At 52.4% G+C, this 14,717-nt stretch carries 12 protein-coding genes; 6 read left to right on the top strand and 6 right to left on the bottom strand.

Translation table 11 applies throughout. The features are described 5' to 3' along the window. Both KOR42_RS27560 and KOR42_RS27695 read left to right on the top strand, forming a co-directional pair. On the top strand, positions 1–190 hold a 190-nt coding region (locus tag KOR42_RS27560; protein WP_231741119.1), incomplete at its 5' end, for a hypothetical protein. 422 nt (positions 191–612) lie between these two features. Further along, a complete protein-coding gene (locus KOR42_RS27695; RefSeq protein ID WP_261342074.1) occupies positions 613–735 on the top strand; it encodes a hypothetical protein in 123 nt (40 codons plus the stop codon). Between the two features lie 680 nt (positions 736–1,415). Here KOR42_RS27695 and KOR42_RS24480 read toward each other — a convergent pair. From KOR42_RS24480 to KOR42_RS24460, 5 genes are all read right to left on the bottom strand, one after another. Next, positions 1,416–1,919 carry an ankyrin repeat domain-containing protein gene (locus KOR42_RS24480; protein WP_146512460.1) on the bottom strand — a complete coding sequence of 168 codons (504 nt, stop codon included), beginning with the start codon at positions 1,917–1,919 and terminating at the stop codon, positions 1,416–1,418. Between the two features lie 217 nt (positions 1,920–2,136). Then, a complete protein-coding gene (locus tag KOR42_RS24475; RefSeq protein ID WP_146512459.1) occupies positions 2,137–3,078 on the bottom strand; it encodes a DUF2188 domain-containing protein in 942 nt (313 codons plus the stop codon). Then, a complete protein-coding gene (locus tag KOR42_RS24470) occupies positions 3,071–3,520 on the bottom strand; it encodes a DUF4112 domain-containing protein (protein WP_197441551.1) in 450 nt (149 codons plus the stop codon). Before KOR42_RS24470 ends, KOR42_RS24475 begins: the two co-directional genes overlap by 8 nt. A 155-nt stretch (positions 3,521–3,675) precedes the next feature. Then, complete coding sequence (locus tag KOR42_RS24465) at positions 3,676–3,858, bottom strand: YqaE/Pmp3 family membrane protein (protein ID WP_146512457.1); 183 nt, start codon at positions 3,856–3,858, stop codon at positions 3,676–3,678. 285 nt (positions 3,859–4,143) lie between these two features. Then, the gene (locus KOR42_RS24460) at positions 4,144–5,940 is read right to left on the bottom strand and encodes an ATP-binding cassette domain-containing protein (protein ID WP_231741118.1); all 1,797 of its coding nucleotides are present in this window, start codon (positions 5,938–5,940) and stop codon (positions 4,144–4,146) included. Between the two features lie 499 nt (positions 5,941–6,439). Here KOR42_RS24460 and KOR42_RS24455 point away from each other — a divergent pair, with 499 nt between their 5' ends. Both KOR42_RS24455 and KOR42_RS24450 read left to right on the top strand, forming a co-directional pair. Further along, positions 6,440–8,461 carry a POT family MFS transporter gene (locus tag KOR42_RS24455; RefSeq protein ID WP_146512455.1) on the top strand — a complete coding sequence of 674 codons (2,022 nt, stop codon included), beginning with the start codon at positions 6,440–6,442 and terminating at the stop codon, positions 8,459–8,461. An 84-nt stretch (positions 8,462–8,545) separates the two neighbouring features. Then, a complete protein-coding gene (locus tag KOR42_RS24450) occupies positions 8,546–9,439 on the top strand; it encodes a hypothetical protein (RefSeq protein ID WP_146512454.1) in 894 nt (297 codons plus the stop codon). Between the two features lie 10 nt (positions 9,440–9,449). Here KOR42_RS24450 and KOR42_RS24445 read toward each other — a convergent pair whose 3' ends face one another. Then, positions 9,450–10,052: a nitroreductase family protein gene (locus KOR42_RS24445; RefSeq protein ID WP_146512453.1), complete on the bottom strand. Its 603-nt coding sequence runs from the start codon at positions 10,050–10,052 to the stop codon at positions 9,450–9,452. 218 nt (positions 10,053–10,270) lie between these two features. On the opposite strand from KOR42_RS24445, the gene KOR42_RS24440 reads away from it, so the two are divergent. Both KOR42_RS24440 and KOR42_RS24435 read left to right on the top strand, forming a co-directional pair. Further along, positions 10,271–12,121 (top strand): sulfurtransferase, encoded by a 1,851-nt coding sequence (locus KOR42_RS24440; protein ID WP_231741117.1) that lies wholly within the window; start codon positions 10,271–10,273, stop codon positions 12,119–12,121. Positions 12,122–12,647: 526 nt separating this feature from the next. Next, positions 12,648–14,048: a sigma-54-dependent transcriptional regulator gene (locus KOR42_RS24435; protein ID WP_146512462.1), complete on the top strand. Its 1,401-nt coding sequence runs from the start codon at positions 12,648–12,650 to the stop codon at positions 14,046–14,048. Positions 14,049–14,717: the final 669 nt, after the last annotated feature.

Genomic DNA, 14,717 nt, shown 5'->3' with positions numbered 1-14,717 from the left:
TTCAAAGTCTCTCCCGAGCCATCGAAAGCAACTTCCGGCACTTCAAAACAAGCACGACCTCACTCAATGGCAACCAACCAAAACTCAGACTGCTACTCAGAAGTCCGCAATGTTCAACGGGCTGCTAGCTGGTCGTCTGTCCATCGTCGCCCCGGCGATTTCAATGCCCGGTGCGAATCGACACGCATGATACCCCCGACGGAATTCCCCAGAGAGATCACCCGCCAAAGATTCGCAACAACCGCCAGCCCACCCACTTTCATCGGCACCTATTGCCGAATTCCTGCCCTCCGAGACCCACCGAGGCAAGATGGACAATCTGCGTGAGAGTTTTATTCCACCAATATGCGACTCTCCGTAAACGCATTGAAACCAAAGCACATGAACTCCAGATACCTGTACCCCGGTGAAATTCGTCACCGTCGATCGATCCGAGAGGTCTGCCACAAGAGCGCTGCAATGGTGTGTACAAATCCGGGAAGACAGCCGTAGTCACATATTAATGGGATCCACCAAAACTCCCGAACCGAAGGATGCGGTTGAATCAACATCGCAATTGTGAACAGACCTCCCCCGAGAAGTGGAATCCATGATGGCGTTCGGAGTCGCAAGATGCAGGATTTCCAAAAGACAATCGCATTCATTATTACGATGGGCAATCCCATCAACGCAAAAATCGAGGCAAGCACAATCGCGACAGATGGTTGCATCAATAACGTTTTCTTCTATGACTGAGAGGGTGGGCAGCAACTTCCATCAGCTACGTCCAACCCGAATCCCTCCGTGTTAATGACTCCATCGCCGTCGACGCATTTCCTGTGTTCGAAAAGTGTGTTCTCTTGCGAGATCAAAAGTTTTGATCACTTCAATCGCTCGATTCATGCTTTGCAACATCCACCACATGTCCAAAAGCAATGTCCCTGCTCTCCCGTAAACGGACACTTGTGCCGACATGCAACAAACTTAACACAAGATTTGGGGAAAGAAACTTGACGGCGATCTCATAAGTGTGTCCCGGAATGAGAATTGAAGATGACGCACTGAGGAAACGACAGTCGTAGTAACTTCCATTGACACTCACCGGACATCCATAGTGGACCTCTCCCAGTACGATCGGTCTTCTCCGACCGCCCTCGGCTTGAGTGAGGTATGTCACTCTTAATATTGCATCGTACTGTAGAACGTCCATCGTCATTCACCAATAGAATGCTGGCACATTGGCCAGAGCAAGTTGCTCTTTCCTGTGCACTCGCTTGAACTCTTTCATCGGGTCAATGGCTGAGGTTGACTCCGCACCCCCCCCTACGAAGCTTGTCCGATGAGTCTCCGACCAAAAGCCCGACACGGCAACGAACTCTCGATGATGGGAGGACGAAAATGGCCAATATTTCGTTCACGAGTATACGAAAGAAGTCTTATAACTCACTAAAACGTTTCGCACCAAGTGATCTCAAGAGTGCGGCGACCTCAGTCCAACCGGAAAACTCGGCGATATCGAGTTGAGTTCGTTCAGGCCCGGAGTCGGTTATATCGTTGACGTCAGCGCCTGCGGCAACAAGAATCCGGATCGATTCAAGTTGTTTCCAGGCGACCTCGAATCCGAGCGGATTCTCTGACTCCTCGTTGAGGGCGTTCACATCTGCTCCAAATTCTAACAGCAACTGCATTAACTCAGGATCGCCGTCAGAAGCTGCCTGCATCAGGGGTGTGTTGCCGTCCGTTCCAATTCTTCCGTCAGGTGAAACACCTCGTTCGAGCAGCCAGCGAAGCATCGATCGATTGTGCCATATCGCGGTAAAGGCAAGCATCGCTTCATCAGACATGAGAAGATCGGGATGTTTTTTTAACAGACGACGAATGTGTTTCCGACTTCCTCGTCGAATGTAGAAATACACCTTCTCGTTAATCCTTCGTCCCATGTCGTTCTGACACAAGCGATCTCTGGAAGGTTACGAAGATTCTTACCAAATTCGATTCTTTAGATCAGTAAGAATTTCTGCCCAGTAAACGTTACGCCTAAAGATGGCCACAAATTTAACGATTTTCGATTCCTACGAAAACAAAAACAGCTCGATGAGTGTTGGTAAAACATTCATCGAGCTGTTGGCTCTTCAATCGGTTTCGATTTGATTGCTCTTAGCGTTTTGCAGATGCGATCAGTTCTTCGTCTCGGTCGAGTTGGCTTCCGAGGATGGCTCCGGAGACGGATGCTCCCAGTGACAGAATAACTGCGACGAATGTCATCCATGCGACTTCGACGCCTTTCAGACCTTCCCAGTTGACTGGGGTTGCGATTTCCTGTCGGGCCTGTTGCATCGTTTCATTCATCTCTTCGGCCGCGGTAGTTCCTTCTTCGGAAGTATTGGCGGCGTCACTCTCTGCGTTTTCATCAGGAGACTGGCCGCGCGTGACTGCGTCGTCGGCATTCGCGTTGCTCTCCTGTTGGTTTGATTGTTGAAGTGCAACCTGTGAGCTTTCCAGACTTCCGAATCCATAGTTCGCACCAGCTGCGGGAACCAGAGGAGCGACGAAGACCATCAATGCCCACAGCACGACTCCGTAGATGCTCGGTTCATAGACGTCCGATTCGCCGATCGTCAGTTGGGAAATCGTAATTCCTCCGACGAAGAGCGATGCCAGCAGTGTGACTGTCACCCAGACTCCAACGAAGATTCCGAGGCTTTCTGCGGAAAGCATTGAAGAGAACGAAACGGCCAGAGCGACACCGAGAGCTGTCAGCGCGACACTCATTGCCATGGCAACGAAGAAGCCAGCTGCAACGGCTCCCCAGCGAATTCGACTTCCCAGATTGGTAAGTTCGTCGAAGCGGCGCGTCCGTCGTGATGTCGATGTTGCCGTGTCGCTGTTGGTGTCACCATTCACAGTTTTTACTTCGCGGATTCTTCCATCGCGGCGATGGATGGTAACTGAGACGGAATCGTCATCACACGAATTCACGGCAGCGGTGACTGCTTCCTTTTGAGTTCGATGAGTCGAGACAGGATCAGAAACGCCTTCGCGCTTAACTGCCCAACCATCTTCTTCGTGGGTGACGACGTGTAGATTTTCGTTAGCCATGAGTTAACTCCTTTGGCCGCCCGGGTTTCTCGAGCGGATTGGTTATCTGAGGTCCCGCATCAGCGGTTCCGGTTTGTGATTCAAGATGTTCTCTTAATAGTCGTGCGTTTCTTCGATTACACCGATAAGCAGCATCGAAGAGGTCCCCAAAGATCGGAATGGCCCCGACGAAGGTGTCGACTCCAACATTCCCGAGCATTTTCATCAGGCCCCATTTTGGCGCCCCGAGTTTCGCCGCCTCGACAACGAGGTATCCCGAAATCGCGGCGGATGTCAGATCACCGATTCCCGGGACGAGCCCGATCACGCTGTCCCACCCGACTCGGAAACGAGTTCCGGGAACAGTCATGGAGTTATCCAGGAGATCGGCAATTTGATAGATCCGTTGAATCCGGGCTTCGCGATTCTTGATCGGATCGTTTTTCGATGACGGTGCAGCCATGAGAACCTCGCGATTGCTCCAACGCATCACCCCATGTCATGGCGGACGACAAACGCTCGAGATTTCTCGAGACCGTTTGCGATGGAGAGTTCCCTGTTTCGAACAACAATCGAGTGAACGGGAACTGCCCTCTGGATGGCGCTGCGAACAACGGTCTATCGTGTCAGGATGACGTAAAGCGCGTGGATGATTCCGGGGATGTACCCGAGAATGGTCAACAGAACGTTGATGACGAATGGCACTCCAAGGCCCACTTCAAGAAATACTCCAACAAGTGGAAGCAGGATCGCCAGAATGATTTTCAGAATGTCGCTCGTCTCTGCAGTTGCAACTGCCATGATTGTGTCTCCTCACTTAAAGTTGGGAAATAACGGTTGCAACATTCCAAATGCAGATTTGATACCGAAACGCAAAAGATGCGAATTTCGTCGTATCTTCCTCGAAAAACCGTGATTTGACACAAGCCCATGGTTGATCAATGTCCAAGCTGACAGATAGGTGATCATCGGACAGACGACTTTCCGATGGCCTGTCCAAAGAATGATGGACATCCAGATTCAAAAAGCAGTGAACGGATCGAGAACCCGAAAAGAGTGAGACCGTCTTCGAGATGATGGCTCGTGTTACGATTCTCGCGACGCGAGTTCTTCCCAGCGGGCGTAGAGAGTTTCGAGTTGCGTGCCGAGTTCTTCGAGACGGGCGGATTCTTCGGCGATCACGGTGCGGTCTTGTTTGAAGAAGCTGGGATCGCCCATCGCAGCTTGGAGGTCGGCCTGTTGTGATTCGAGATCTTCAATCGTCGCTGGCAACGATTCCAGTTCCTGTTTCTCTTTGTACGAAAGCTTTGCGCGTTGAGCAGTGGGGCGAGTGGGTTGATTGCTCTTTTCGCTCGGCTTCGCTGTCGCTGCAGAAGAGTCGGCCTGAGCGTTTTTCTGCCTCAGATAGTCATCGTAGCCGCCGTCGTATTCGCGGACGGTTCCGTCTCCTTCGAGAACAATCGTGCTTGTGACCACGTTATTCAGGAACGCACGATCATGGCTTACGAGGAGGATTGTGCCGGGATAATTCATCAGCAACTCTTCGAGGAGTTCGAGCGTTTCCTCGTCGAGATCGTTTGTCGGTTCGTCGAGGACCATCAAGTTCGAGGGCCGCTTGAAAACTCGTGCCAACAACAAACGGTTGCGTTCTCCTCCGGAAAGAAAACGTGCCGGTCGACGTGCACGTTCCGGAGTGAACAGGAAATCCTGCAGATACCCGTAGATGTGCCGCTGCTTTCCATTGATGACGAGTTGGTCCTGCCCCTCGCCGACGTTTTCCGCCACGGTCTTTTCGTCGTCGATCTGTTCCCGCAGCTGATCGAAGTAGACGATTTTAAGATTCGTTCCGAGACGGAGATCGCCGCCGGTTGGTTCCAGTTGCCCGAGCATCAGTTTGAGCAGAGTGCTCTTGCCTGCCCCGTTCGGCCCGATAATTCCGATTTTGTCTCCCCGGGCAATCGTCGTTGAGAAGTCTTTCACAATCGGTTCTGACGAAGGATACGCGAACTCAATCTTGTCCGCTTTCATGACAAGATGTCCGGACCGGTCTCCCTGACTGGCTTCCATGCGGACATTGCCCACTCGGTTTCTTCTCTGCTGGCGTTCTTCACGCATCTTTTCGAGGGCTCGCACGCGGCCTTCATTGCGCGTGCGCCGGGCTTTGATCCCCTGCCGAATCCAGACTTCTTCTTCGGCAAGCTTTCGATCAAACGCTGCCTGCTGCTGTTCTTCTGCGTGCAGCTGCTGCTCCTTGCGTTTCAGAAAGGTCTGATAGTCGCACGTCCAGTCGAACAAATGACCGCGATCGACTTCGAGAATCCGAGTCGCCAGCGATTGCAGAAAGACCCGGTCGTGAGTCACAAACAGAATGGTGCCGGAATATCCTTTCAGAAAGTTTTCAAGCCACGTGATCGATTTGATATCGAGATGGTTGGTCGGTTCGTCGAGAAGCAAAATGTCTGGCTCCTGAAGGAGCGCTTGCGCCAGGAGTGTTCGTCGTTTTTTCCCAGAGGAGAGTTCTGAGAAACTGTCTTCGCCATCCAGATCAACCTGCGAAAGAACCCGTTTGAGATCCTGATCGAGTTCCCAGCTTTCCTTCTCGACGTTGGTTCCCTTCCGAATCACTTCTGCCACTGTCTGGTCGGTGCCAGCGGGAACATCCTGCACCAGTCTGCCAATTCGAACCCCATCGGCGAGGTTCCTGATCCCGTCATCCGGCGTGATTTCCCCGGCGATGATCTTCATCAACGTCGACTTCCCAGCCCCGTTTCGCCCGAGCAGACCGATCCGCTCGCCCCGTTCAATTTCCAGATTGATCTCATCGAGCAGCGGTGCTCCCGACCAGGTGAACGACAGGTTTCTCAGGCTCAATAGTGACATCATTGACTCCGCAATTCAGTAACCGGGAAGAGAGCATGTTGCTCTCGTCTGTGCACTCGCTTGGACAATTCAGCGCTGGTTTCGTCCAGTTTGCTCGTGCGAATTCGTAAAGACCTTCTCGAAAATGATCTCACAGCCCCGGCGGAGTCTATCGTGTTCAGGTCGCTGAGCAAGGAGACCTGACTCCAATTGCCGACTCATGAGATGCGATTGATGAATTGAGGCGGAATGACTTTCACGGCCCATTGATGCTCACACCAATGCTCGCATCAGAAAATTCTTTCATTCCGATGCGAACCCACCAGAGTGGAAAACAGGTTTGTTGGAATTCCGGCGAATAGATAGAGTCTGTGAACGCTCCCTCACGATGAGAACAGATTTCGAGAGCTTGTTGCTCTTGCCGGTGCACTCGCCTGGACTGTTTGACATGGTTTTCGACGCAGTTTCTCGTGCAGACTCGCGAAGACCATTTCGAAAAAAGCGATAAAGGAAAGATGTCCGAATGGCTGAACAGTACATCACGGTTCCTCCAGAAACCGATAAGATGCCCCCAGGGATTCCCTACATCGTCGGCAACGAGGCAGCGGAACGATTCAGCTATTACGGAATGCGGGCCATTCTCGTTGTGTTTCTCGTGCAGTATCTGCATCTCATGTCAGATCAGATTTTTCCGTCGATGAGTAACGCTGAAGCGACTGCCCGATATCACACTTTCTCAACTGCCGTCTACTTCGCCCCCATTTTCGGGGCTTTGCTGTCCGACTTTCTGACAGGCAAATATCCACTCATCATCTGGGTCTCTGTGATTTACTGCCTGGGGCACCTCTCTCTCGCCTTCATCGGCAGCCCCGGAATGTCTCCCACCGCCTATTTGTACTTGGGTTTAGCCCTGATTGCCGTGGGATCAGGAGGAATCAAACCTTGTGTGTCGGCACACGTGGGTGATCAATTCGGAAAGAGCAACCAGCACCTGATGTCGAAGGTGTATCAATGGTTCTACTTTTCGATCAATCTTGGTTCGACCGTATCGACGATTCTCACCCCCTGGCTCTTGAAGTGGTACGGCCCCCATGTGGCGTTTGGAATTCCTGGCGTTCTGATGGGAATCGCGACACTCATGTTCTGGCTGGGGCGATACAAATTCGTGCACATTCCGCCTGCCAGATCCGAACTCATTAACGATCTGGTCCGGCGCGGCGGCTGGATGACACTTATCAAGATTTCCGCAGTCTTCATCTTTGCGAGTGTTTTCTGGGCACTGTTCGATCAGACGAGTTCGTCATGGGTTCTCCAGGCAGAGAACATGAACCGGAACATCTTCGGTTACACCATTCTGACTTCGCAAATTCAAGTGGTGAATCCGATCCTCGTGATGCTCTTGATCCCGCTATTTCAATTTGTCATTTACCCGGCGATTGACAAAGTTTTCCCACTATCGCATTTGCGGAAATTCTCGATCGGCCTGTTTGTTACCGTGAGTGCATTCGCTGTTTCGGCACTGATCGAACAGTGGATCGTCAGCGGCGGATACCCATCGATTCTCTGGCAGGTTCTCGCTTACGTCTTGATTACCTCCGGCGAGATCATGGTCTCCATTACCGGCCTTGAGTTCTCGTACGCTCAGGCTCCGAAATCGATGAAGTCGATCGTGATGGCGGTCTGGCTCTTCTTTATTGCCTTTGGAAATTTCGTCACCGCTTATCTGAATCACTTCATTCAAGTTCCGTCCATCAACATGGTCATTGCGGAATCGAAAGAGTTTGAACACGAAGGCAGCGAGAAAACCATTCATGACATCTGGAAAACCCGCAGCGAGCCCATCCCCACTGAAGCTGTCGACGTGCCCGAAGGAACCGAACGAGTCTTGCGTGTCGCAGGAGAAGACCAGGAGTTCGATACCGGAGATGACATTCTGCTGTTCTTCGGGGAGTACGAGAGTTATCTCGGAATTCAAACTTCCGAAGATGCGTCGCTCGAAGCAGCGAAAGAAGTGATTGATCAGTCATTCGCTGAGAATGGGGAGACGCTTCCGGTGACGGAAGAGGGGCAGAAGCTCATTTCCGGCATGACGGACATCCATGGTGAGCAACTCGCCTACAAACAGCTGACTCGAAACCGATATCAAATTTCATCCGCCGGGTATGATCAGAAATTTCAAACTCCCTGGGATGTTACACTCGATGCTGTGGTCTCGCGGGCGACGAATAACCCCGAGTCAGATCAAGACGTTCCGTATACCTGGATTGAGCGTCGACTGATCGAACTCAGGGGCGAAGAAGGCCGCGAAGAAGTCGAAGCGGCACGCGGGAACATTCAGGAAACCGAAATCTCCTCATCCATCACCGTGGGAGGGGCTGTCACCCTCGAAGGCCCTGCGTATTATTGGTTCTGGACCGGGCTGATGCTCGCCACTGCGGTCGTCTTTGTCCCGGTCGCTTACCTGTATAAAGCCACTGAATATGTCGAAGAAGACGAGGATCCCAACCTGTCTTCAGAAGCATTGGAAGAAGGTTCTGCTCAGTAGCAGAAGTGGCAGCACGATGACCGCGAGAAGATAAACATCATCTCGCGGTCACCAATTTAGTGACCTTCACCGGAAGGAAGTTCAATGCTCACCGAACGACTCTCGCAAAACCGTTTCGGGACTTGCCGGTTTCGGTCGCGATTCAATCGCGCCCTTATTCTTCAGGTCGCTGTCTGGATGATCGCAGTCTTGCTGGCTCCGACCTGCAATCACATTCTCGCACAAGAGATCACCGTCTCACCGACGAGCGAACACTCTTCGGACGAAGTCCCTTCCGCGAGCGAGGACGCAATCCCCGGATTGAGCAATGTTGAGGATGACTCCTGGCTCAACTCCGACGACAATATCCCCTATTACGCACTGCTCCATAAAGCTGCCGAAACGTCGCCTTCTGTACTCCAGGCGGAAGCGAACACGTTTCTGAAAGCACGAAAAGAGGAGTCCAAGCTGCCAACATTTATCGACATGATTCGGAATCCGGCGGCCTTTCGCGGACAGCCCGTTTCTCTCTCGGGGCACATCCTGCAGGTCATTGATTTCCCGGCTGAAGAAAACGAATTCGGCATCGACCGCCTCTACGAGGCTGCACTTTTTACCGATGATTCGTTGTCACACCCGACGACGGTTGTGTTCCTCGACAAGCCAGAAAACCTGACGCTGGGAAGCCAACTCGTCGAAGATGTCTCAGTCAACGGATACTTCCTGAAAACCTACTGGTACAACTCCAACGACGATCACACCCGCAAGGCTCCGCTGATTCTGGCGAAGACAATTTCGGTTCGTGAGCGTGCTCCTTCTGCTGCTACGGAAAGCTGGAGCACAATGATTGCAATCTCGGTCCTGGCCGCGATCGGAGTCCTCAGCCTGATTGTCTTCCGATCCCAACTGAAGGATCAACATCGGTTGCGGTCTGCTCAGCGAAACCGGATCGACAACGAAACGATCACCTTCCCGGACCAAGACTCGACGACTCTCTGACTCGAATTTCTTAATCTTCGAACGCAAACACACCTTGCTTTGCGATTTTGTCGATGGTTTTTCGTCCGGATGGCGTTTCGCCTTTTCGCATTTGTTCAGGCAGTGCTTCCGGATTGCCGTGGTGACCGATCGCGATCATGCAATGTGTTTCGAACCCATCGGGAAGCTCCAGCGCGATCTTTGCTTTTCCGCGATCGTAGCCAGCCATCGGATGGGCAACGATTCCCAGTTGAGCAGCTTGCAACAAGAGATTTTGCGTTGCCAGCCCAGCATCGAATTCGTGCACTGGATTCGGTTTTCCGTTGCGGCTGAATGTTGTTCGACTTGCGACAAGAATCAAAACTCCAGCTTTGTCGCACCATGCCTGATTGGCTTCGGCGAGAAGCCCAAAGAACGTTTCCCAACTGGGAGAATCGCGATGCGAGTAGAGGAATCTCCACTCTTGCTCGTTATACGTTGAGGGAGCCCAGCGTGCGGCTTCAAAGAGCTGATCCATCACCGACGGCTCGATGGCTTCTCCGTTCATGGCCCGCGGAGACCAGCGTTTCAGGAAAAGTTCGTCGATGGGATGATCGGATTGACGAACGTCGAGTGGATTCGGGATTGTGGACATTCTGCTCTCTCAAACTGTGGAGACCGGTTTTCGAAAATACTTGATCTTCAGCGGAAGACTGATGACAATCCTGCTGAGCATCAATTGTTCCAGTTTCTCAGATAGATTCTTCTTCGCCTGTCGATATTACGACTCTGCTTGTACTGTAACAATCGACTCCAGCAATCAATACGCGACCCGCTGACAGACGATTTCCCTACTTAAAACTTGAAGAAACCGTGACGACTTCGACTTCCCAAAACACTTCCTCGATCGATGGCCCCGTTTCCGAAGCGGCGATCGTCAATATCGCTGCTTATCGTTTTGTCACACTCGACGACCTGGAACGTCGTCGCTCAGAATTGCGAGAGTTGTGTGAACGGGAATCGCTCAAGGGGACCATTCTGCTGACTCCGGAAGGGATCAATCTCTTCATCGCCGGGCGCCGAACAGGCGTCGATCGGTTGCTGGACTTCCTGAAGAGTCAACCAGAATTCGCCGATCTCGAAGTCAAAGAAAGCTTGAGTGCTGATCAACCATTCGAGCGGATGCTGGTGAAAATCAAGGAAGAGATCATCGCTTTCGGAGTGGACGGAATTGATCCCCGAAAACGAACATCTGCCAAACTCCCGCCGAAGCAGCTCAAAGAATGGCTTGATGTGGGCAAAGAAGTCCTGCTTCTCGATACACGCAACGACTACGAAGTTCGTGTCGGAACTTTCGAGAAAGCTGTTCCGATCGGAGTGAATCACTTTCGCGACTTCCCGACCGCAGTCGAGAATCTTCCCGAGGAAACACGCGACAAACCGATTGTGATGTTCTGTACCGGAGGGATTCGCTGCGAGAAAGCGGGTCCGTTCATGGAACAGGCAGGGTTTCGGGAAATTTATCAGCTTGAAGGTGGCATTCTCAAGTACTTCGAAGACTGCGGCGGAGACCACTATCAGGGAGAATGCTTCGTTTTCGATAAGCGAGTTGCCCTCGACCCGAATCTCCAGGAGACGTCAACCACTCAATGCTACGCATGCCTGGCTCCGCTGACTCCGGAGGATCAACAGTCCCCACACTACGATCCCCCGCACACCTGCCCGCACTGCTATGAAGACCCCGAAGTCATCGCCCAGCGACAACGCGAAGAGCGAGTGAGACGACTCAAAGAAGTTGTTTCCCCACTCCCCGGGAGTCTGCCGTACGACAATTTTCGTCCGATGAACGTCCCGCAACAGTTCGACGGCCTTACACTTCTCGAATTCCTCACGGGACAGCATCCGCACTATGGCGAAGAAGCATGGATCGAAACCTGTAACGCGGGGCGAATTCGCTATCGTGGTCGCCCCATGGCTGCGGACACGATTGTCCGTGGTGGATACCAGCTGGCTCACTTTCAGCCCGCGATGACCGAACCTGACGTCAATGCAGAGATTGAAATTCTGCACGAAGATGACGACATCGTCGTCGTCCACAAGCCTGCTCCGCTTCCGATTCATCCGTGCGGTCGGTTCCATCGAAACACACTCGAGTGGATTTTGAATGAGGCATTTCAACCGTTAAAACTCCGCCCTGCCCATCGCCTGGATGCCAACACAACGGGCGTCGTCGTCTTCGGAAAAACTCGAGCAGTCTCGCGGGAACTTCAACCTCAATTCGAGCAAGGCACAGTCAAGAAGACTTATCTCGCACGAGTTCACCGCCCCAAAGAAAACTGGCAACAACTGACGTGCGATGCCCGCATCAGCCGGGAAACCACAGAGTGCGGCGGCCGTGAAATTGACGACGAAAACGGGCTCCAGGCAATCACTCACCTGACCCGCCTCGCAGATTTCGAGGACGGGACGACTCTGCTCGAAGTCGTTCCCGAAACCGGCCGCACCAACCAGATTCGTGTCCATCTCTGGCACCTCGGTTGCCCGATTCTGGGCGACCCTCTGTATCTCCCGCAGCAGGAACTTGGCTCAACTCAAACCATTCCTGTCGGAAAGCAGATGTGTCTGCACGCCTCGGAGTTGTCGATCACCCATCCGACATCGAAGGAAGTTGTGTCCTTCGTCGCCCCCCGCCCGGTTTGGGTCGAAGCGACTTTCTCGGCCTGAATCAGGAACGGAAAACGCCTGCGAGCCGACCAACGCTCTCTCCAAAATCGTCTCAGAACCGGTTCGGACTCGGTGATTGTCGCTAATGACAGAGTGCGAGACTGACAGCCATGTCGCGTTTCCACATCAGAATGTCATTTTTTTTGTTGCCTTGATGCAACCTGTGATCTAGGTTTGCGAACCCTCAATTCAACATCAGCTCCCGGCTTCAGACCTTCAGCAACGATGCAGTTTGACGCACACTCGATTCGGTGTTTTGTCGACATCCCCCCTGCAGAGTCTGCTGGAAAACAAGAGTTTGTTATTCACTCTGTTTTCCGAGATGAGTGACTCCATCCCCGAAGTCCGGTTGAGATGCCGATCCCAACCTCCCGATTGAAGCGGTCTGCCGAAACACAGGGCCTTCCCACAGGTCACTGTTTTAATATTCGTCTCCCCGCTCAACGTCGACGCAACAATGAGTCGGCGCACGTGGATTTATGGCCATCGGCTTCGAATCAAATGGAATAAAGAGAGAAAGTTCCCGATGAGTGGCAGAGGTTCGTTACTCGTGGTCGATGATGATCGATCAATCTGCGAAGCAATGGCTGACTACCTGCGAAGTCTCGGTCACCGGACAGAGACCGCGTTGACATGCCGCTCCGCGCTCGATCGCATCAAAGAATTTAATTTTCACGTCGTGGTTTGCGACGTCAATCTTCCGGACCAGGACGGATTTCATCTGCTGGAATGGGTTGTCGCTAACAAACCGGAAACGTCCGTGATTCTGCTGACCGGCTACGGGACAATCGAAAGCGCCGTTGAAGCGATTCGGATTGGAGCGTTCGATTACCTCACGAAGCCGGTGATCGACGACGAACTCAATTTCTCAATTCAACGAGCACTCGGGCAACGAGAAATTGTCGAAGAGAACAAGAAGCTCAAGGAACAGCTTCAAGTCAAATTTGGACCGGCAAACATCATCGGTCACGACTACAAGATGGCGAAGATGTTCGACCTGATCGAAAGCGTCGCCGATACACGTACGACCGTTCTGATTCTCGGAGAGAACGGAACCGGGAAAACGATGACCGCTCGAGCGATCCATCAGTTGAGCACCCGTCGCGATCAGCCATTCGTCGAAGTCGCCTGCGGTGCGCTTCCCGATTCACTCCTTGAAAGCGAACTCTTCGGACACGTTCAAGGTGCATTCACAGGTGCCAGCCACGACAAAGAAGGAAAGTTCCTCCAGGCTGATGGCGGCACGCTGTTTCTTGACGAAATCGGAACTGCGTCCCCAAGCTTGCAGGTGAAACTCCTCCGCGTCTTGCAAGACCGGGAGTTCGAACCGGTCGGGGGATCGAAGACTCATAAGGTCGACGTTCGTTTGATTCTGGCCACGAATGAAAATCTCGAAGAGCGAGTCCGCACCGGAGAGTTCCGACAGGATCTCTACTACCGAATCAACGTCATCTCCGTCACTCAACCTCCGCTGCGAGAGCGAATCGGTGACATCCCGCTTTTGGTCGACCACTACATCAAAGAGTTCAACAACCAGACGAACAAGTCGATCAGAGGAATCGATGAGTCGGCCGTTCAACTTTTACAAAGATACCAATGGCCGGGAAATGTTCGTGAACTTGTCAATGTTGTCGAGCGTGCCATTGTTCTCGCCAAGTCAGACACAATCACAGTCGCTGACCTTCCCGAACACCTGCGGCAGGGACACTTCGAAGTCCAGCACGGGGCCAATCGCCTCGCTGGCAGCAACGATCTCAAGTCCGCTTTAGCAAATCCGGAACGTCAGATCATTATCGAAGCACTTGAGCAGAACGGCTGGAATCGACAGGAAACAGCAAAACTGCTGGGGATCAATCGCACCACGCTCTATAAGAAGATGAAGAAGTACAAAATCACGTACGAAGATCACGCACAGATCCTCTCGTAATTCTTCTGGCGATGCTCTGCCTGAAACTCTGATCGACAGTCACAGTCCGTTGTGCTTCTTCCCGCGAAGGAGGAAACGACGGACTGGAGTCGATAGCTTCTTCAAAGAAACTTCCCGAGCACTGCCGCGACTGATGGGGAATCCCTTCGCGACTGGCAAACAGATGAAGACATTTGACAGCTAGCATTCACACGATGGCGGAGAGAGTGTGTGAACGACGAGTCTCAGTACTCGGGAAGTTTAGGAAGAGAACATGCGTTCAACGAGTTCCCACTCAGTCATGAATCAAACTCTTCGACTGAGATGAGGTCACTTCGGAACGCGAGTTCAGTCGCTCAACGAGAACATTCTCTGATTTGGTGTGCACTCACTCGCACGAGCAAGCTCAGCCTTTTCCCTGATGAAAAAGTTCAAGCGAGTGCACAGGACAGAGCAACATGCTCTAGCAGCCCGTTGAACATTGCGGACTTCTGAGTAGCAGTCTGAGTTTTGGTTGGTTGCCATTGAGTGAGGTCGTGCTTGTTTTGAAGTGCCGGAAGTTACTTTCGATGGCTCGGGAGAGACTTTGAACAGTTGTGGGTGTGATTCGGAGCATCTGCGTGAAGAGGCCTTGCCCAAGTGCCGCAGCTTCTCGTGGTTTGCCGCTGCCGAAGATGGATCTCAATATGA

This window comes from Thalassoglobus neptunius (assembly GCF_007859735.1).
GTDB lineage: Bacteria > Planctomycetota > Planctomycetia > Planctomycetales > Planctomycetaceae > Thalassoglobus > Thalassoglobus neptunius.
Note: the sequence above shows the minus strand (reverse complement) of the source record. Positions and strands in the feature narration are given on the sequence as shown.

What these genes read in the sequence shown, in the direction of transcription:
- KOR42_RS27695 (WP_261342074.1), top strand. Translation starts at nt 613, where the DNA reads ATGCAGGATTTCCAAAAGACAATCGCATTCATTATTACGATGGGCAAT.
- KOR42_RS24480 (WP_146512460.1), bottom strand. Translation starts at nt 1,919, where the DNA reads ATGGGACGAAGGATTAACGAGAAGGTGTATTTCTACATTCGACGAGGA.
- KOR42_RS24475 (WP_146512459.1), bottom strand. Translation starts at nt 3,078, where the DNA reads ATGGCTAACGAAAATCTACACGTCGTCACCCACGAAGAAGATGGTTGG.
- KOR42_RS24470 (WP_197441551.1), bottom strand. Translation starts at nt 3,520, where the DNA reads ATGGCTGCACCGTCATCGAAAAACGATCCGATCAAGAATCGCGAAGCC.
- KOR42_RS24465 (WP_146512457.1), bottom strand. Translation starts at nt 3,858, where the DNA reads ATGGCAGTTGCAACTGCAGAGACGAGCGACATTCTGAAAATCATTCTG.
- KOR42_RS24460 (WP_231741118.1), bottom strand. Translation starts at nt 5,940, where the DNA reads ATGATGTCACTATTGAGCCTGAGAAACCTGTCGTTCACCTGGTCGGGA.
- KOR42_RS24455 (WP_146512455.1), top strand. Translation starts at nt 6,440, where the DNA reads ATGGCTGAACAGTACATCACGGTTCCTCCAGAAACCGATAAGATGCCC.
- KOR42_RS24450 (WP_146512454.1), top strand. Translation starts at nt 8,546, where the DNA reads ATGCTCACCGAACGACTCTCGCAAAACCGTTTCGGGACTTGCCGGTTT.
- KOR42_RS24445 (WP_146512453.1), bottom strand. Translation starts at nt 10,052, where the DNA reads ATGTCCACAATCCCGAATCCACTCGACGTTCGTCAATCCGATCATCCC.
- KOR42_RS24435 (WP_146512462.1), top strand. Translation starts at nt 12,648, where the DNA reads ATGAGTGGCAGAGGTTCGTTACTCGTGGTCGATGATGATCGATCAATC.